Annotated in this window: 14 protein-coding genes; 9 read left to right on the top strand and 5 right to left on the bottom strand. The window is 70.2% G+C overall.

Annotation, left to right across the window (positions count from 1 at the left end; translation table 11 throughout):
* Position 1 precedes the first annotated feature (1 nt).
* A complete protein-coding gene (locus tag OWM54_RS35100; RefSeq protein ID WP_223745706.1) occupies positions 2 to 1210 on the top strand; it encodes a hypothetical protein in 1209 nt (402 codons plus the stop codon).
* Between the two features lie 132 nt (positions 1211 to 1342).
* On the opposite strand, the gene smc is transcribed toward OWM54_RS35100, so the two are convergent.
* Entirely contained in the window at positions 1343 to 4942 is a 3600-nt protein-coding gene (gene smc / locus OWM54_RS35095) for a chromosome segregation protein SMC (protein ID WP_267700257.1), read from the bottom strand.
* 338 nt (positions 4943 to 5280) lie between these two features.
* Between smc and OWM54_RS35090 the strand changes: the two genes are divergently transcribed.
* Positions 5281 to 5991, top strand: coding sequence for a hypothetical protein (locus OWM54_RS35090; RefSeq protein WP_223745704.1), 711 nt, complete (start codon positions 5281 to 5283; stop codon positions 5989 to 5991).
* A gap of 139 nt (positions 5992 to 6130) precedes the next feature.
* Here the strand turns inward: OWM54_RS35090 and OWM54_RS35085 are convergent, their stop codons facing one another.
* Positions 6131 to 7555, bottom strand: a complete 1425-nt coding sequence (locus OWM54_RS35085) for a hemolysin family protein (protein WP_223745703.1) — start codon at positions 7553 to 7555, stop codon at positions 6131 to 6133.
* A gap of 3 nt (positions 7556 to 7558) precedes the next feature.
* The gene (locus tag OWM54_RS35080) at positions 7559 to 8374 is read right to left on the bottom strand and encodes a tetratricopeptide repeat protein (protein WP_223745702.1); all 816 of its coding nucleotides are present in this window, start codon (positions 8372 to 8374) and stop codon (positions 7559 to 7561) included.
* 64 nt (positions 8375 to 8438) lie between these two features.
* Between OWM54_RS35080 and OWM54_RS35075 the strand changes: the two genes are divergently transcribed.
* Positions 8439 to 9638 (top strand): CapA family protein, encoded by a 1200-nt coding sequence (locus OWM54_RS35075; RefSeq protein WP_267700256.1) that lies wholly within the window; start codon positions 8439 to 8441, stop codon positions 9636 to 9638.
* Positions 9639 to 9646: 8 nt separating this feature from the next.
* On the opposite strand, the gene OWM54_RS35070 is transcribed toward OWM54_RS35075, so the two are convergent.
* Positions 9647 to 9769 carry a hypothetical protein gene (locus OWM54_RS35070; protein WP_013941470.1) on the bottom strand — a complete coding sequence of 41 codons (123 nt, stop codon included), beginning with the start codon at positions 9767 to 9769 and terminating at the stop codon, positions 9647 to 9649.
* A 164-nt stretch (positions 9770 to 9933) separates the two neighbouring features.
* Here OWM54_RS35070 and prfA point away from each other — a divergent pair, with 164 nt between their 5' ends.
* The 4 genes from prfA to OWM54_RS35050 all read left to right on the top strand — a co-directional run bounded on the left by prfA (position 9934) and on the right by OWM54_RS35050 (position 13723).
* Positions 9934 to 11028 carry a peptide chain release factor 1 gene (gene prfA / locus OWM54_RS35065; RefSeq protein ID WP_141329943.1) on the top strand — a complete coding sequence of 365 codons (1095 nt, stop codon included), beginning with the start codon at positions 9934 to 9936 and terminating at the stop codon, positions 11026 to 11028.
* The gene (gene prmC, locus OWM54_RS35060) at positions 11025 to 11906 is read left to right on the top strand and encodes a peptide chain release factor N(5)-glutamine methyltransferase (RefSeq protein ID WP_223745700.1); all 882 of its coding nucleotides are present in this window, start codon (positions 11025 to 11027) and stop codon (positions 11904 to 11906) included. Before prfA ends, prmC begins: the two co-directional genes overlap by 4 nt.
* Positions 11907 to 11920: 14 nt before the next feature.
* Positions 11921 to 13192, top strand: a complete 1272-nt coding sequence (gene murA / locus OWM54_RS35055) for a UDP-N-acetylglucosamine 1-carboxyvinyltransferase (protein WP_223745699.1) — start codon at positions 11921 to 11923, stop codon at positions 13190 to 13192.
* Positions 13193 to 13333: 141 nt separating this feature from the next.
* Entirely contained in the window at positions 13334 to 13723 is a 390-nt protein-coding gene (locus OWM54_RS35050) for a zf-TFIIB domain-containing protein (protein ID WP_223745698.1), read from the top strand.
* Positions 13724 to 13745: 22 nt separating this feature from the next.
* On the opposite strand, the gene OWM54_RS35045 is transcribed toward OWM54_RS35050, so the two are convergent.
* Positions 13746 to 14576, bottom strand: a complete 831-nt coding sequence (locus OWM54_RS35045) for a discoidin domain-containing protein (RefSeq protein ID WP_223745697.1) — start codon at positions 14574 to 14576, stop codon at positions 13746 to 13748.
* Positions 14577 to 14738: 162 nt separating this feature from the next.
* Here OWM54_RS35045 and OWM54_RS35040 point away from each other — a divergent pair, with 162 nt between their 5' ends.
* Both OWM54_RS35040 and OWM54_RS35035 read left to right on the top strand, forming a co-directional pair.
* Positions 14739 to 16748 (top strand): ABC transporter substrate-binding protein, encoded by a 2010-nt coding sequence (locus tag OWM54_RS35040; RefSeq protein WP_420715362.1) that lies wholly within the window; start codon positions 14739 to 14741, stop codon positions 16746 to 16748.
* Positions 16745 to 17515: a DUF695 domain-containing protein gene (locus OWM54_RS35035; RefSeq protein WP_223745695.1), complete on the top strand. Its 771-nt coding sequence runs from the start codon at positions 16745 to 16747 to the stop codon at positions 17513 to 17515. The genes OWM54_RS35040 and OWM54_RS35035 overlap by 4 nt, the downstream gene beginning before the upstream one ends.

Raw genomic sequence — 17515 nt, 5'->3', positions numbered from 1 at the left:
CATGTTGCGTCGTCTCGTCGTAGCCTCCGTCGTCTTCACCGCCGCTTGCGCCGGTCAGCAGAAGCCCGCAGAGGATGCGGCGGCCAATGGCAATGGCGGCAAGCCCGTGAGCACCGAGGAGCGCGTGCGCATCGGCAACCAGCCCGCCTTCGACGTGGCCAGCTGCTTCCCGCGCGAGCTGGACCTGCCCCCGTCCAACCAGGGCGTGCTCGTGGGCGCCATGCTCACCACCCGTCCGGAGGTGCTCGAGTGTCTGGTGAGCCCCAGCAACCGGGGCCCCGCCGAGAAGACCGTCGTGACGGTGAAGACCACCGTGACGGACACCAGCGCCACGCACGCCATCAGCGGTGACAACCTCACCCCCACCGGCCAGCAGTGCATCCAGGGCGTGGTGGACAAGCTCGTCAAGCCGAAGCTGCTCGCCAAGGGCGCCGCGGCCGTCGAGTCCACCGCGACCTTCGAGCACGACACCGGCAGCAGCGCGTCGGTGAAGTTCGGGGTGAACGACGGCTCGGACTTCTCCGGCGCGGTGCGCCTGGCCCAGCAGGAGTGGTGTGACTGCTACGCGGGCTACAAGGGCGCGACGCCGCCCGTGCTGACGTCGCACGTGACGCTCGTCAAGGGGCAGCCCACGGCCGAGGTGACGTTCGACGCCTCCGGCAGCACCGAGGGTGACCAGCTGGCCGCGTGCCTCAAGACGAAGGTGCTCGCGGTGCCCGCGAAGGTGTCCACCGACAAGCTCACCTACCCGCACCGCTTCGTGCACTTCAACTCCAACGCCACCGAGGCGACGTCCTCGCTGCCCCCGCAGCTGCGCTTCTTCCAGCTGGAGGTCGTGCGCAACCAGCGCGCGGCGGACGCGGCCATCGCGTTCGGCGCCCGCGCCGCGGCGGCCGAGGCCTTCGAGGCCGTGGTGGCCAAGTACCAGAAGACCAAGGACTACAAGCTCTTCGACGAGCTGTCCGGCAAGTGCAACAGCCTGGTCGAGGCCGCGCAGGGCTGGGTGAAGGCGCTGGAGGCCCAGCAGGTCGTGGACCAGGCCTCCGTGGCGCTGGTGCAGGAGCTGAAGACGACCGACGCCGAGGGTTGGACGCCGGTGGAGACGGCCAGCCAGACGGCCCTCACCAACACCCAGAAGGACCTGAGCACCGCCCAGGCCCGCGTCGAGGCGGACCAGAAGGCCTGCCCGAAGAAGAGCTACAAGAAGTAGCCCCAGGCACCGCCTGAAACGCACGAAGGCGCGGGTTCCCGAAAGTCGGGGCCCGCGCCTTCCGTGTTTCTGGCCTGTGTGCCGCCGCCAGCAGGGAGGCCGGGAGGACTCCCCGGCCCCAGACCCGCGCGACTACGCGCTGATCTTGTCGTCGTTGGCCGCGTTGGCCTCGCGAATCTTCACGCTGACCAGCTTGGAGATGCCCGGCTCCTCCATGGTGACGCCGTAGAGGGTGTTGGAGACCTCCATGGTGCGCTTGTTGTGCGTAATGAGGATGAACTGCGACTGGCGGCTCATCTCCTTCACCATGTCGTTGTAGCGGCCCACGTTGCCCTCATCCAGCGGCGCGTCGACCTCGTCCAGGAGGCAGAAGGGCGTGGGCTTGATGAGGAAGATGCCGAAGATGAGGCCCACGGCGGTGAGGGCCTTCTCGCCACCGGAGAGCAGGTTGACGCTCTGGAGCTTCTTGCCCGGCGGCTGCGCGACGATTTCCACGCCCGGCTCGCCGTTGGGCCCGTCGTTGGTGAGCACCAGGCTGGCGCGGCCACCGCCGAACAGGCGGGGGAAGATGGCCTGGAACTTCTCGTTCACCACGTCGAAGGTCTGCTTGAAGCGCTCGCGGCTGGTCGCGTCGATGCGCTGGATGGCCTCCTTGAGCTGCCCCATGGAGGCCTGCAGGTCCGTCTTCTGCGCGGTGAGGAAGTCGAAGCGCTTGGAGAGCTCCGCGTGCTCGTCGATGGCGGTGAGGTTGATCTCCCCCATCTTCTCCACCTGGGCGCGCAGATCCTTCAGCTCCGCCTCCGTCTCCGGCGTCAGCGACGGCAGCAGGTGGTAGCGGTGCAGCTCCAGCGCCAGGTCCACCTGGTGGCGCTCGCGGATGCCGGCCGACAGGTGCTCGAGCTCCAGGGCAATCTCGCGCTCGCGCAGCGAAATCTGGGACAGCCCCTGCATCAGCTCCTCCACCCGGCCGCGCAGCTCGCGGAACTGGGAGTCCTGCTCGCGCACCTCGCTGGAGGCGAGCAGGTGCGCGGCGCGCCGGGACTCCAGGCCCTCCGCGGCGACGCGGTGCTCCTCCACGCGCTGGGACAGGCCCGCCTCGGTCTCCGTGGTGCGCTTGCCCAGTTCCTCCGTGCGCGCGCCGCCCTCGGCCAGGGTCGCCTGCAGGCGCGCCACGCGCGTCTCCATCTCCCGGCGCTGGGTGACCAGGCTGTCCAGCTCCTTGCGCGCGGACTCGCCGCGCTCGCTGCCGGCGGCCACCTTGATGCGCAGGCCCGTCAGGTCCGCGTTGGCGGCCTCCGCGCGCTGGCGCAGGGACTCCTGCTCGCCGGCGAGCTGCTTGACGCGCTCCTCGCGGGCCTCACGGTCCGTCTGGCCGTGGGCCACCTCGCCCCGGCTGGCCTCCTCCTCGTGGGCCAGCGCCATGTGGCTCTGCCCCAGCTGCCCGTCCTCCTGCTCCAGGGAGCGCACCCGCTCGCGCACGCGCGCCAGGTCCTCACCCGCCTTGTGCAGGTCCTTCTCCTGGCTGGCGAGGTTCACCTCCTCGGCGTGCTGGTTCTTGGCCAGCCCCTTGAGGACGCCCTCGGTGTGCCCCATCTGCTTCTGGAGCGTGTAGTGCCGGGTCAGGATTTCGTTGTAGCGCTCCTCCACCCGGGCCACCTCGGTGGCCAGCTCCGCGATCTCGCGCTTCTTCTGGAGCGCGCCCACCGCCGCGCCCTCGCGCTCACCGCCGACGATGGTGCCGTCCTGCCGGAACACCTCGCCGTCCTGCGTGACGAGCGTGCGCGCCGGGCCGCCGGCCTCCGAGTACGCGCGCGCCGCCGCCAGGTCCTGGACGATGACGACGTCACCGAGGAGCAGCCGCACCACGGGCTGCAGCGCCTCCTCGCACGTCACCTCGCCCAGCGCGTGCGCCAGCACGCCCGGGCGCTCGAAGTCCGGCGCCTCCACGGGCGGCAGGGCGTCCAGCGCGGGCACGGGCAGGAAGCTGCCCCGGCCCTCCGCGTGGCCCTTGAGGTACTCCACCAGCTCCACGCCCTTGTCGCGGCTCTCGACGATGACGTGCTGGAGCCGCTCACCCAGGGCGGCCTCCACCGCGCGCTCGTAGCGCGGCGTCACCGTGAGCACGTCGGCGACGAGGCCGAAGATGCCCTGCTCCCGGGCCACCGTGCCCGCGCGCACCATGACGGCGCGCACGCCGCGGTCGAACCCGTCGTAGTTCTTCTGGATGTCCTCCAGGGACGACAGGCGGCTGCGCTTGTCGCTCAGCTCCTCGCGCAGCGCGATGACCTGGATTTCGTTCTCCGTGAAGGCCGCGCGCGTGCGCGACAGGGCGTCCTCCTCCTGCGCCTTGTGCTCGGCCAGCTCCGCGGCCAGGTGCCGGGTGTCCTCCACCCGCCTCGCCACCTCACCACGCGCCGTCTCCAGCTGCGTCTCCTGCTCGCGCAGCGCCGCCAGCTCCGCCTGCAGCTTGGCGCGGCGGCCCTCCAGGTCCGTGCGCTGACGGGCCAGGCCCACCAGGTTGCTCTCGTGGTTGGCGAGCCGCGTGGCCACGGCGACCAGGCCCGCGCGCTCCTGCTCGAGCCGCAGGGCCACTTCCGTCTGCAGCTGGGTGACGCGGCGCAGCTCCTCCTGCGCCACCTGCATCGCCACCTCGTCCTCCTTCCACGAGCCGGCGATGCCGGACAGCTCGGCCTCGCGCGCGGCCATGGCCTCGGACATCTCCGCCTGCCGGGCGAGCAGCCCGTCCAGCTCCGTGCGGGCCTGGGCCACGCGGGCCTGCGTCTCCTCCAGGTCGCGCTTGCCGTAGGACAAGTCCTGCGTGTCGCGCTGCAGCGAGCTCTCCAGCGCGTGCACCTCGGCGGCCAGGGCCTGGAGCGCCGCGGCCTCCGCGTCCAGCTCCGCGCGGCGCCGGGCGATGGTCTCCTCCAGCTCCTTCACGCGGTCCAGGCTGTCGCGCTCCTCGGTGCCCAGGTTGGACAGGCGCGACTGGAGGACCTGCTTCTCCGCGAGCAGCTCCAGGTGACGGTGGCTGGCCGCGTGCAGGTCGATGTCCCGCATGCGCGCCTTGAGCTTCTTGTACTTCTCCGCCTTCTTCGCCTGACGCGACAGCGCGTCCAGCCGCTTCTCCAGCTCGCTGGTGATGTCGGTGACGCGCAGGAGGTTGGCCTCGGTGGCCTCCATCTTCCGCTCGGCGGCCTTGCGGCGCGCCTTGTACTTGGTGACGCCCGCGGCCTCCTCCAAGAGGTGCCGGCGGTCCTCCGGCTTGCTGGAGACGATGAGGCCCACGCGGCCCTGCTCGATGATGGAGTAGGCCTTGGTTCCCACGCCCGTGCCCAGGAACAGCTCGGTGATGTCGAGCAGGCGGCACAGCGTCTTGTTGATGAGGTACTCCGAGTCCCCGTTGCGGAACAGGCGCCGCGTGACGGTGATCTCCGAGAAGCCCTGGTACTGGGGCGCGAGCTGGTCCGTGTCGTCCACCAGGAAGGTCAGCGACACCTCCGCCATGGACAGGGGCGGCTTGTTCTCCGAGCCGTTGAAGATGACGTCCTCCATGCCACGGCCACGGAGGTTCTTCGCGCTCTGCTCACCCATCACCCAGCGGATGGCGTCCACGACGTTCGACTTGCCGCAGCCGTTGGGGCCGACGATGCCGGTGACGCCTTCGTCGAACGTGAAGACGCTGCGCTCCATGAAGGACTTGAAGCCAGTGATGTCCAACCGCTTGATACGCATGCCAGCGGGCTCCCGGGAGACGCGCGAGGTACTGAGTGAAAAGTGAGCGCGAGGCCTAGAAATCGGCCTCGGAACGATTTCTCCGAGGACTACCAGCCGCCTCCCAGGCGATCAAGCGTGACCATGGCACGCGTGGCCATACGTTCGGCTGCTTGCCCTTCGGTCGGACAGGAGTCGGCCAGCAGGGTCCTCTCTCGGACTTGCACCCTGGGCGCCCCACCCTACCTTCCCATTGACTTTTCCGGAGGTTGCATACGTTCCAGCCCTTTCTCGCCGTGACGCTCCTCATGGGAGCGTCTCCTACGCCGGAGGTAGCACCCCGGTCTGACACTCAAGCGGTGGAGGCGGTCTCTGCCTGCCCCAACCCGTATTTCCCCCTCGAGGAGGGGCTGACGCTCACCTACCGGGCGGGCAGGTCCTCGCAGATGGTGCTGAGCACGCACGGCGTGACGCCCACGCCCGAGGGCCTCACCGGCAAGGTCGCCGTGAAGCTCAAGGGCCGACAGGGCGAGACGGATGCAACCTGTAGCAGCCTGGGCATGAGCACGGGCCTGGGTGGCCTGGAGGGTACGCTGCTGTCGGCGTCCGGCATGGATGTCCAGGTGGTGAGCTCCGAGGGCGTGGCCGTGCCCGCGCCGTCGAGCATGGTGCTGGGTGGCACCTGGAAGAACAGCCTGTCGGTGAAGCTCCAGCCTCCCGTGGGCAAGACGGGCGGCATCCGCCCCATCATCGCGACGACGTTCGACAAGGAGTCCACGGTGGTGGGCGAGGAGGAGGTCACCGTCGCGGCCGGGACGTTCAAGGCCCTGAAGGTGAAGAACATCGTCACCGCGCGCGCCAGCCGCCCCGGCTCCGAGGGCCGCTCCATGGAGAGCTACATCTGGTTCGCGCCGGGCGTGGGCATCATCAAGTTCGCCACGCCGGAGAGCACGGATCTGGAGCTGCTCAAGGTTGAAAGGCCCCAGCCCGCACAGGCCAAGTCCTCCGGCAAGGAGAAGCGGCCCGTGAAGAAGGCCGCGGCCGACAAGAAGGGCACGTCCGCGCCCTGAGCGCGCAGCCGAGGGACCGGGAACGTCAACGCAGCGCGGCCCGCGTCACGGATGACCGACGCGGGCTGTCGCGCCGAGGAGTCGACGCCCTCGCCACGCGAGGCCGGACCTCCAGGGCGTCACGAGCGGGCGCCCAGGCTCAGGCGGACTCGCCGCCCGAGCCCGAGGAAGCCGTCGGGGGAGGCTCACCCGGGGAGCCGTCCGTCGACGTCGCCGGCGCGGAGCCATCCGCGGGCGTCCTGGGCGCGGCGCGGGACTGGGGCTCCACCACCACGCGCACCACGCGGGGCCCGTCCACCTCCTCCACGAGGATGCGCCACATGTCGAGCCGCAGCGAGTCGCCCTTCTCCGGCACCCGCCCCAGCTTCGACATCAGGAAGCCGGCAATCGTCGTCACCTCGCCCTCTTCGTCCTCGTCCAGGTCGAAGCTGACGTCCAGCCGCTCCTCCAGGTCGTCCAACTGCGCGGTGCCGGGCAGCTCGAAGCGTCCACCGGGCAGCGAACGCACCTCCTCCACCCGCCGGCCCAGCTCCGCCACGTCGCCCACCACCTCCGCGACCACGTCCGCGATGGTGACCAGGCCCGACGTACCGCCGTGCTCGTCCACCACCAGCGCCGTCTGACGACGCCGGCGCCGGAACTCCGCGAGCAGCTGCTCCAGCGTCGCGTTCTCCGGGATGAACAGCACCGGCCGCTGCACCTGCGCCAGGCTGCGCAGCTCGCCGCGCGACAACAGGAAGAAGAGGTCCTTGGCGTTCACCACGCCCTCGACCTCGTCCAGGTTGCCCCGACACACCGGCAGCCACGTGTGCCCCGCGGCGCGCGCGTCCGCGATGCACTTCTCCAGCGGCTCCTCCACGTCCAGGAACTTCACCTGGTTGCGCGGCACCATCACCTGCCGCGCCGTCTTCTGCGCCATCTCCAGCGCGCGCTCGAGCAGCTCCGCGCGCGCCGTCGTGATCGCCCCCGCCTGCGCGGAGCTGTGGAGGATGACGAGCAGCTCGTCCTCGCTGTGCGCCTCGTGCGCCTCGCCCACCGTCTGCAGCCCCACCACCCGCAGCACCCACGCCGCCAGCCCGTTGAGCAGCACGATGGCCGGGTAGAACAGCAGGTAGAAGGCCCGCATCGGCAGCGCCACCGCGAGCGTCGTCGCCTCCGCGCGCTGGATGGCCAGGCTCTTGGGCGCCAGCTCCCCCAGCACGATGTGCAGGAACGTGATGATGCTGAAGGCGATGACCACCGACGCGGTGTGCGCCACCGTGGGGCTCGCGCCCTCGGGCACCACCCGCGTCAGCACCGGCTCCAACAGCTTCGCGAAGGCGGGCTCACCCAGCCAGCCCAGCCCCAGCGACGCCAGCGTGATTCCGAACTGGGTGGCGGACAGGTACGCGTCCAACTGCTCCACCATCTTCAGCGCCTGCGTGGAGCCCGGCTGGCCCTCGTCCACCAGCGCCTGCAGCCGCGTGGCGCGAATCTTCACGATGGCGAACTCGGTCGCCACGAAGAAGCCGTTGGCGAAGACCAGGAGGATCGCCAGCCCCAGGAACACCCATTCCATGCCCATGGCTCAGAACAAGGCTTCGAAGTCGGTGTCGCCCTTGAGGGCGTCGAACATGGGGTCCGTCGACAACCACCCCATCACCTTCTGCCGGTCCGCCGTGAGCGCCGACTTCAGGTACGTCACCGCGTCCTTCGGTCGCCCCCACAGGGCGTACAGCGCGGACAGGTTGTAGTTGAGCAGCAGGTCCTCGGCGTTGAGCGCCCGGGCCCGCTCGTACGCGCGCTCGGCCTCCGCGTAGAAGCCCTTCTGCGCGTAGCAGATGCCCAAATCCAACTGGGCCTCGAAGTTGTCCGGCTCCAGCCGCACCACGTCCTTGAGCAAGGTAATCGCCGAGCGGTAGTCGCCCTCGTCCATCATCAGCGCCGCCAGCTCGTGCCGGGGGAACGCGTCCTGGGGGTCCAGCTCGATGGCCGCCTGCAGCTCGCGCATCGCCTCCTCGACCCGGCCCTGGTCCGCGTACGTGAGGCCCAGGTTGAGGTGCGCGTCCGGGTACTCGGGGTCCAGCTCGATGGCCTCCTTGTACTCCTCCACCGCCATCTCCCCCGCGTGCGTGGAGAGGAAGCAGGCCAGGTTGTAGTGCGCCGTGGCGCTCTCCGGCTCCAGCTTCAGGGCGGTGAGGTACTCGGTGAGCGCCTCGCGGAAGAGCTTCTTCTCCGCGTAGACGGTGGCCAGGTTGTCGTGGGCGTGCGCGGAGCTGGGGTCCAGCTCGATGGCCTTCTTGAACTCCTTGATGGCCTCGTCCAGCCAACCCCGGTCCGCCAGCTCGATTCCGCGAGTGTTGTGCTCGTCGGAGAGCGCGATGTTGTCCTTTTCCCGGGCCATGAGAGTCGCGGGGCAATCTACGCGCCGCGCAAACACGGGTGCAAGGTAGAGTTTCCCTCCGTCCATGCGCCACGCCGCCCTGCTGCTCCTCCTGTTCTCCGCCTGTCATCCTCGCCCCGTCCCGGTGACGGTGGACCCCACCCCTCCCGCCCCGACCCGACAGACCGAGGACGCCGGGACGCCCGCCGCCCTGGCGCCCCCCTCCCCGCCCGCCGTCCCCCGCCCCATCACCCTCCTGTTCGGCGGGGACGTGACGCTCGGCCACAACCACCAGAAGTTCTTCGACGACGAGCTGGCCAAGGGCCGCTCCCGGGAGGAGCTCTTCGCCTACGGCTTCAAGGAGGTCCGCGCCCTGGGTGACGCGGCGGACCTCTTCGTCATCAACCTGGAGTGCCCCTTCACCGAAGGGGGCGAGAAGCTGCCCAAGAACTTCAACTTCCGGGCCCGTCCGGAGCTGGTGGGCGCGCTCACCGCGGGCGGCGTGGACGTGGTCAGCCTGGCCAACAACCACCTGATGGACTACGGCGCCCAGGGGTTGCTCGACACCCTGGCGACGCTGGAGGCCGCGCGCATCCCCTACTTCGGCGCCGGGCGCACCCTGGCCGAGGCGCGCCGTCCCGCAGTCCTCACCGTCGGCGGCCTGCGGGTGGCGCTGCTGGGCTACTTCTTCCTGGGCGAGCGCAACATCGAGCCGCCGGAGGTCTACGCCACCGACACCACGCCGGGCGTCGCGGGCCACTTCTCCGACGTGGACGTCATGGAGCGGATGCTGCGCGAGGACATCGCCCTGGCGAAGGCCCAGGCGGACATCGTGCTGCCCTACTTCCACTGGGGCCGCGAGGGCACCCAGGTGCTGGAGCCCTACCAGGTCCGCCTGGCGCACGCCGCCATCGACGCGGGCGCCTCGGGCGTGCTGGGCAGCCACCCCCACGTGCTCCAGGGCATGGAGCTCTTCCAGGGCAGGCCCGTGGTGTACTCGCTGGGCAACTTCGTCTTCGGGGGGAACTGGAACCCGCGCGACAAGCGCAGCGCGTTGTGGAAGGGGACCTTCGGACCGGAGGGCTACCTCAAGAGCGAGGTGCTGCCGCTGCGCACGGACCGCTTCCCGGAGCTCCCCTTCCAGCCGGTGCCCGTGACGGGGCCGGCGGCCGAGGAGGTGCTGCGCCTGGTGGCCGAAAGCTCACGCTCCCTGGGGAAGATGCTCCCCGAGCTGGAGCCGTGGGCCGGGCCGACTCCCTCCCCCGCGACAGGCGGGAGGGAGTAACCGGCGCGTCAGACCTTGTTGTTGGACTGGCCCTTCTTGGCGCGGCTGCGGCGGCGCTTCAGCTGGGCCTTCCGGCCCTTGGCGCGGTTGGCGACCTTCTTCTTGGAACGATTTCCCTTCTGGGCGGGCATGGAAGGACTCCGTGTAGGTGATGTGAGACCGACCGCTCGGGCACGAGGCTCGGCGGTGAGGGCGGCCCTTCTTTCATGCTACCGCCCGAGCGGCCAAGGAATTTCTTGACTCCGTCCTCCCTTGCCAGCAGCCGGACAAAGGGGCAATACCCCCTGGAACGACGATGATTGACAAACTCGAAGACGTCGAGCGCCGGTTCGAGCGCCTCACCGCGGACCTGTCCAACCCGGACGTGCTCGCCGATTCGGCGAGGCTCCAGAAGGTCTCCAAGGAGCGTGCGGGCCTGGAGAAGCTGGTGGAGACGTTCCGGACGTACCGCCAGGTGCTCGCGGACCTCAAGGAGGTCGAAGCCTGGCTCGACGCCGGCAGCGCCGACGAGAAGACCTACGCGCGCGAGGCCCTGCCCGGCCTGAAGGAGCAGCGCGACGCGCTCGAGGCCAGCCTCAAGGTGCTGCTCTTGCCCAAGGACCCCAATGACGACAAGAACGTCATCCTGGAGATTCGCGCGGGCGCGGGCGGCGACGAGGCGGCGCTGTTCGCCGAGGAGGTCATGCAGATGTACCTCCGGTACGCGGACACGCGCGGCTGGAAGTCGGACATCATCGACATGAGCCCCGGCAACGCGGGCGGCGTGAAGGACGCCACCGTGACGCTGTCGGGCGACGCCGTCTTCAGCAGCCTCAAGTACGAGTCCGGCGTGCACCGCGTCCAGCGCGTGCCGGCCACCGAGACGCAGGGCCGCATCCACACCTCCACCATCACGGTGGCCGTCATGCCCGAGGCCGAGGAGGTGGACGTGAAGATCAACGAGGCGGACATCGACCGGCAGGCCATGCGCTCCACGGGCTCCGGCGGCCAGAGCGTCAACACCACGGACTCCGCGGTGCGCCTGACGCACCGGCCCACGGGCATCGTGGTGAAGTGCCAGCAGGAGAAGAGCCAGCTGAAGAACTACAACATGGCCCTTCGCATGCTGCGCGCGAAGATCTACGAAATCGAGCAGGAGCGCATCCGCTCCGAGCGCGACTCCACCCGCCGCTCGCAGGTGGGCACGGGCGACCGCAGCGAGAAGATCCGCACGTACAACTTCCCGCAGGACCGGCTGACGGACCACCGCATCGGTCTGACGGTTCACAACCTGCCGGCCGTGATGATGGGCGACATCGAGGACATCATCACCGCCTGCCGGACCTTCTACCAGGCCGAGGCCCTCAAGGCGCAGACGGGCGGCGGTCCGAGGCCACAGCCCGAAGCATGAGCAGCGAGACCTGGACCATCCGCAAGGTCCTCACCTGGACGACGCAGCACTTCGAGAAGCGGCAGGTGGACGCGCCGCGACTCACCGCGGAAATCCTCCTGTCGCACGTGCTGAAGACCGGGCGCGTGCGGCTGTACGTGGACCTGGACCGCCCGCTCTCCAAGGACGAGCTGGCCACCTACAAGGCGCTCATCGCCCGGCGCCTGTCGGGTGAGCCCACGCAGTACCTCACCGGGACGCGCGAGTTCTACAACCGCGCCTACAAGGTGGACGCGCGCGTGCTCATCCCCCGCCCGGAGACGGAGCTCCTGGTGGAGGCCGCCCTGCGCAAGCTGCCCAAGGACGCGCCCGCGCGTGCGCTGGACGTGTGCACGGGCTCCGGCTGCATCGCCATCAGCCTCGCGGCCGAGCGGCCCCTGCTGTCCGTGACGGCCACGGACCTGTCGCCGGACGCGTGCGCGCTGGCGCGCGAGAACGCGGAGGCGCTCAAGGTCTCCGAGCGCGTGACGGTGCTCCAGGGGGACTTGTTCTCCCCGCTGCCCGCCGACGCCCGCTTCCACGTCGTCGTGTCCAACCCGCCCTACATCGCGTCGGAGGAGATTGCCGGGCTGTCCGCCGAGGTGCGGCGCGAGCCCCGGCTGGCGCTGGACGGAGGGCCCGACGGGCTGGTCGCCCTCCAGCGCGTGGTCAGCGAGGCCCGGAAGTGGTTGGAGCCTGGCGGACTGCTTGCACTGGAGATGGGGGAGACGCAGGGCCCCGCCGTCCTGGAGCTCCTGCGCGCGGCCGGTTACGAGGACGCGCGCGTGGAGAAGGACCTCGAGCGGCGGGAGCGCATGGCATTTGGGACACAGCCCGCGGTCAGCGGGCCACAGGGCTGAGGGCCGGAAGCAACATGGACAAGATCGTGATGAAGGGCGGCGCGGAGCTGCACGGCGAGGTCGTCGTCTCGGGCGCGAAGAACGCGGCGCTGCCCATCCTCGCCTCCGCGCTCCTGGCGGACGGCACCTCCACCTTCCGCAACGTGCCGGACCTGGCCGACGTCGCCACCATGCTCAAGGTGCTGCGCACCATGGGCTGCGGCGCGGAGCGGCTCACCGCGCGCAAGAAGGACGTCTGCGAGGTGGGCGTCAACGGCCACATCACCCCGGAGGCGCCGTACGACCTGGTCAAGACGATGCGCGCCAGCGTGCTGGTGCTGGGGCCGCTCGTCGCGCGCTTCGGGCGGGCGCGGGTGTCCATGCCGGGCGGATGCGCCATCGGCGCGCGCCCCATCGACCAGCACCTCAAGGGCCTCAAGGCGCTGGGCGCGGACATCCACCTGACGGAGGGCTACGTGGAGGCCCGCGCCAAGCAGCTCAAGGGCGGCACCGTCAACTTCGACGTCATCACCGTCACCGGCACGGAGAACGTGCTGATGGCGGCCGTGCTGGCCAAGGGCCGCACCATCATGGAGAACTGCGCGCGCGAGCCCGAAATCGAGGAGCTGGCGCGGGTGCTCAACAAGATGGGCGCGCGCATCGAAGGCGCCGGCACCTCCGTCATCACCGTGGAGGGCGTGGAGGGCCTCAAGCCCGTCGAGCACGCCATCCTCCCGGACCGCATCGAGGCGGGCACCCTGCTCGTCGCCGCGGCCATCTCCGGCGGCAACGTCCTGGTGAAGCACGCCGTCCCCGAGCACCTGGACGCCGTCATGGACAAGCTGCGCGAGGCCGGGTGCACCCTCACGGCCGAGGCCGGCGGCATCCGCTGCAAGGCCCCGCGCACCCTGACTTCCGTCAACATCACGACGACCGAGCACCCGGGCTTCCCCACCGACATGCAGGCCCAGCTCATGGCCCTCATGTGTGTGAGCCAGGGGACATCCGTCATCAGCGAAAACATCTTCGAGAACCGCTTCATGCACGTGCCGGAGCTGCACCGTCTGGGCGCGGACATCACCATCCAGGGGCACACCGCGGTGGTGAAGGGCGTCAAGCACCTGAGCGGCGCGCCCGTCATGGCCACGGACCTGCGGGCGAGCGCCTCGCTCATCCTGGCGGGCCTGCGCGCCGAGGGGCGCACGGACGTCAGCCGCGTCTACCACCTGGACCGCGGCTACGAGCGGCTGGAGCGCAAGCTGCGCGCCCTGGGCGCGGACATCCGCCGGGTCAAGGCGAAGGCCTGAGGAGCACGGGGCCTTTCGACCCCCAGACGGCGCGTTGCCAACAGAAGCGGCAACGTGGGTTGCATCCCAAATTTCGCGCGACCTATCATTCTCGGACCACTGGGGACGTGCGTCCCCCATTGCAGGAGAATGAACCGTCCCATGGATTGCCCCAGCTGCAACGTCGAGATGGCCGATCTCGAGGGGGATGACCAGACGTTGCGAAAGTGTGGAGACTGCGGCGGGCTCTGGATCGACGTCGCGGACCTGAACCGGGTCCTGCTCCACAACAACCTCCAAGGGCTGGAGCATCAGGGAGGCAAGGTGGACGCGGAGGCGTTGACCGGCCAGTGCCCCGAGTGCCATGTCGACCTCGTCCGCGTGGACGGCGGCGACCGCCAGCACCCGCTCCACTACGACACCTGCGAGTCCTGCGGTGGCATCTTCCTGGAGTCGGAATTCCAGGACGCCACCGACGTGAAGGTCGCGGAGAAGGAGATCATCGACTTCTTCCGCCGCTTCAGCGCCAAGAAGAAGGTGGCCGCCCTCTAGACGGGCGGCACGCCGGACGGACCTAGGGCTGGCCGCGGAAGCCGCGGCCCCACTCCTCGGCCAGGGCCCCCTCGGGCTCCAGGGTGGCGCCCGCATCGTCCGAGCCGCCCTTCTGCAGCCGCAGCGTCACCTTGCCGCGCTTGGGCACCTCCAGCGTCAGTCGGGAACCGGACAGGGCATACGTGCCCGTCACGGCGCTGGGCTCGCCGCCCTCCAGCGGCTCGTGCGCGAAGCGGTACGTCCCGTCCACGTAGAGCGAGAGGAAGCGGTCCGGAGCGCCCTCCAGGCCGCTGAACCACGTGCCCAACAGGGGCGCCAGCCGCGCGTCGTAGCGCAGCCGGGGCGCAAGCCACGTGCCGTTGAGCGCCTTGCCTCCCGAGTAGAAGATGAGGTCGGTGACGCAGACGGGGCCGTCCTCCGCCGTGCCCGGGAAGCGCTCGGAAACCTCCAGCGTGAAGCGGTTGCCCGTCATGGCGGGGCTGATGGGGACGACCTGGAGCCCGCGCTTGTCCTCCACCTTGAGGCTCTTGGACGTGTCCACGGTGGTGAGGGTGAGCTTCTTCGCCCGCGCGTGGGCCTTGTACGCGGCCTTGTCGGTGCCGTCGCCCGTGTAGACGCGCACCTCGTCGATGGTCACCACGTCCTTGAAGCCGATGGTGACGGCGGCGGGCGGCGTCCCCGTGGCGCACCAGGCCGTCGTGTCGCGTCCATCCAACAGGTGCAGGGGCGAGTAGCGCTCCGGCTGGCGCTCGCGCTCCAGGTAGTCGGAGGCCTGGGCGTAGCCCGGCGGGGCGGTGGACGCGGCGGGCGCGGCGCTCGAGAGCAGCAGCAAGGCGAGGGGGAGGCGGCTCATGGCGCCATCTTGGATCGCCCCGCGTCGACGGCTCCAGTCCCTGGCTGGAAGTCTTCGCGGTGAATCCAGCGACAGCGGATCCCCGGTCCGGGGGGATGAAAGCGCCCGCCGCGATGTTGGGGTGCTTGACACTCGGACGCCGCGAGGAAGTGATGCGGCACGATGCGGAGAATGAACGTGACGCGACGCTGGGGGTGGGTCTGTGTGCTGGCCGCGACGCTGGTCGCCTGCAAGGACGACAAGCCGGCCGAGGTGCCCGACGCGGGGCCCGTGGAGACAGGACCCGCGGCGCTCACGGAGCAGGAGCCCAATGAGCGGCCCGAGCAGGCGCTCGACATCACCCGCGACAGCACGGTGACGGCGGAGCTGACGGCGCAGCCCAACAAGGCCGACGAGGACTGGTACCGGCTGGCGCCCTCCGCGCCCCGGGTGGTGGACGTCACCGTGTCGGGCCTGCCCGGCGGGGACATCACCCTGGAGGTCCATGACCGGGACAGGAACCGCCTGGCCGCCGTCAACAGCGAGGGCGACGGCAAGCCCGAGCGCTTCCCCAACCTCTACGTGGAGAAGGAGCGCTGGGTGCGCGTGGCGCCCGCGCGCAAGGGCGTGGGCGGGGCGTACACGTTGACGGTGAAGATGCGCGCGCCCAACGACGGCGAGGAGCACGAGCCGAATGATCGCGCAGTGGACGCGATTCCCCTGCCGCTGGGGCAGACGGTGACGGCGTTCCTGGGCCACGCGGGCGACGAGGACTGGTACCGGGTGGAGCTGCCCGAGGCCGCCGTCCCCACGCCTCCGCCGGGCGAGGGCGTCCCCGCGCCGGACGACGCGCAGGGGGCCACGCCGACGCAGGGCGCCGCGCCCCAGGGAGCCGAGGCGCTCCAGGGCGCCGTGGCGCAGGGCGCGACCGCCGCGCAGGGTGAGGCGCCCTCCCCCGCTCCGGGTTCGGAGAGCGGCGCGGCCACGGGCACGCCGGAGGAAGGCGCGGCGCCGCTGGACACGCCGCCCGCCCCCTCGGGCACCTTCGCCGGAGGAGAGCCCCCCGCGGCGCCTCGGCCCCAGGGCGCGGCGGTGGCGCAGGCGACGGACGCGGGCACCGCCGTGCCGCCCGAGCCTCCCTCGGTGGCGTTGAAGATCGAACTGTCCGCGGTGGAGGGCGTGCGGCCGGAGCTCTCCGTGCTGTCGGCGGCCGAGGCGCCGCTGTTCTCGCTGCGAGGCAAGGAGGGCGAGGCGCTGTCGTTGCGCAACATCGGCGTGCGGGCGACGGACCGGGTGGTCTACGTGGTGGTGAAGGGCGGCTGGACGGGGACGGGCAAGGAGGCGCGCCGCACGTTCAACTCGGGCACGCCGTACACGCTCACCGTGACACAGGAGGAGGCCGGCGCGAACGCGGAGCTGGAGCCCAACGACGAGCTGTACAAGGCGACGCCGCTGACGGCCGGCGGCTACCGCGAGGGCTTCATCTCGCCCAAGGGCGACGTGGACCACTTCGTGCTGCGCACGACGGAGCCGGTGCTGGCGAAGGTGGAGCTGTCGGGCGTGGAGCGGCTGGACCTGGTGCTCTCCATGGTGGAGCCGCCCCAGGGTGACGGTCAGCAGGAGACGGTGCTGCTGCGGGCCAACGACGGCGCGCTGAAGGAGCCCGAGCGCCTGAACAACGTCGCGTGCAGTGGCTCGTGCTGGTTCCGGGTGGAGGGCGCGTCGCGCAAGGTGGAGGGCAAGTGGGTGAAGGACTTCGAGAACGCGGAGCAGCCCTACCGCATCAGCATCACCACGGTGCCGGACAACGGCGGCGAGGAGCGCGAGCCGAACAACAACCTGGAGCGCGCGCAGGAGCTGACGCTCGGCAAGGCGGTGCGCGGCACGGTGTTCCCGGTGAAGGACACGGACTTCTACCGCCTGGACCTGTCGGACCGTCCGGTGCGTACGCCGCTGAAGGCGACGCTGTTGGGCATCCTCAAGGTGGACGTGGGCCTGTACCTGCACCGCGTGCAGCCGGACGGGAAGCTGTCGCTGGTGCAGACGGCGGACCGGGCCAAGGGCGACCAGCCGGAGAGCATCCGCTTCAGCGCGGAGCCCGGCGTCTACATCTTCGAGGTGCGCGACGCGAAGAACCGCGAGGCCAACTTCCAGGACTCGTACCAGCTCACGGTGGAGGAAGGTGAGCAGTGAGCAGCGCGGTGAAGGCCTGGGAGGAGAACTTCGATACGTATCTGATGGAGCTGGAGGACGGCCCCACGTCGTTCCTCCTGGACATGGAGGCGGCGTCCCAGGCGCCTCTTTCGAGCCATCCGCTCCGGCTCACCGTGCGCGTGGCGATGAAGTCGCCCCGGCCGGACGGCCTGCGCTCGCGTGAGGAGTCGGACGCCCTCTTCGCTTTGGAGGACGCGTTCGTCCCGGCGCTCGGGGCGCTGGGGTTCCTCTTCGTGGGCCGCAGCGTGGGGCAGGGCCTCACGGAGGCGTTCTTCTTCGGCCCGCGCGGCGTCTCGCAGTCCGAGGTCCAGCGCGTGGTGACCCCCGTGCAGGGTGACTACACGCTGGAGCTGGAGCTCGAGGAGGACCCGGAGTGGGCCGTGTACTTCGACTGGCTCTATCCGCCGGAGCTCCACCGCCACCTGATGTCGAACCGGAGCCTGCTCGACCTGCTGGCGAAGCAAGGAGACCGGAGTGAAGTGGCGCGCGAGGTGGACCATCTGGCGCACTTCTCCAGCGAGGAGCAGGCGACCCGCGCCGGGGGGCAGCTCGCGAAGAAGGGGTTCAAGGTCTCCGCCCCGCGCGCGCCCGAGCCTCCCGATACGCGGTGGGCCGTGTCCTTCACCCGAGAGGACTCGCTGGCGGAGGGGCGCGCGGACGAGGTGACGGTGGAGATCCTGGAGGTCCTCCAGGCCCACGAGGGTGACTACGACGGCTGGGGCTGCGTGCTGACGACGATGCAGTAG

This window comes from Myxococcus sp. MISCRS1, assembly GCF_026626605.1.
GTDB lineage: Bacteria > Myxococcota > Myxococcia > Myxococcales > Myxococcaceae > Myxococcus > Myxococcus fulvus.
This window is presented reverse-complemented; position numbering and strand designations above follow the sequence as displayed.

What these genes read in the sequence shown, in the direction of transcription:
- OWM54_RS35100 (WP_223745706.1), top strand. Translation starts at nt 2, where the DNA reads ATGTTGCGTCGTCTCGTCGTAGCCTCCGTCGTCTTCACCGCCGCTTGC.
- smc (WP_267700257.1), bottom strand. Translation starts at nt 4,942, where the DNA reads ATGCGTATCAAGCGGTTGGACATCACTGGCTTCAAGTCCTTCATGGAG.
- OWM54_RS35085 (WP_223745703.1), bottom strand. Translation starts at nt 7,555, where the DNA reads ATGGGCATGGAATGGGTGTTCCTGGGGCTGGCGATCCTCCTGGTCTTC.
- OWM54_RS35080 (WP_223745702.1), bottom strand. Translation starts at nt 8,374, where the DNA reads ATGGCCCGGGAAAAGGACAACATCGCGCTCTCCGACGAGCACAACACT.
- OWM54_RS35075 (WP_267700256.1), top strand. Translation starts at nt 8,439, where the DNA reads ATGCGCCACGCCGCCCTGCTGCTCCTCCTGTTCTCCGCCTGTCATCCT.
- OWM54_RS35070 (WP_013941470.1), bottom strand. Translation starts at nt 9,769, where the DNA reads ATGCCCGCCCAGAAGGGAAATCGTTCCAAGAAGAAGGTCGCCAACCGC.
- prfA (WP_141329943.1), top strand. Translation starts at nt 9,934, where the DNA reads ATGATTGACAAACTCGAAGACGTCGAGCGCCGGTTCGAGCGCCTCACC.
- prmC (WP_223745700.1), top strand. Translation starts at nt 11,025, where the DNA reads ATGAGCAGCGAGACCTGGACCATCCGCAAGGTCCTCACCTGGACGACG.
- murA (WP_223745699.1), top strand. Translation starts at nt 11,921, where the DNA reads ATGGACAAGATCGTGATGAAGGGCGGCGCGGAGCTGCACGGCGAGGTC.
- OWM54_RS35050 (WP_223745698.1), top strand. Translation starts at nt 13,334, where the DNA reads ATGGATTGCCCCAGCTGCAACGTCGAGATGGCCGATCTCGAGGGGGAT.
- OWM54_RS35045 (WP_223745697.1), bottom strand. Translation starts at nt 14,576, where the DNA reads ATGAGCCGCCTCCCCCTCGCCTTGCTGCTGCTCTCGAGCGCCGCGCCC.
- OWM54_RS35040 (WP_420715362.1), top strand. Translation starts at nt 14,739, where the DNA reads ATGCGGAGAATGAACGTGACGCGACGCTGGGGGTGGGTCTGTGTGCTG.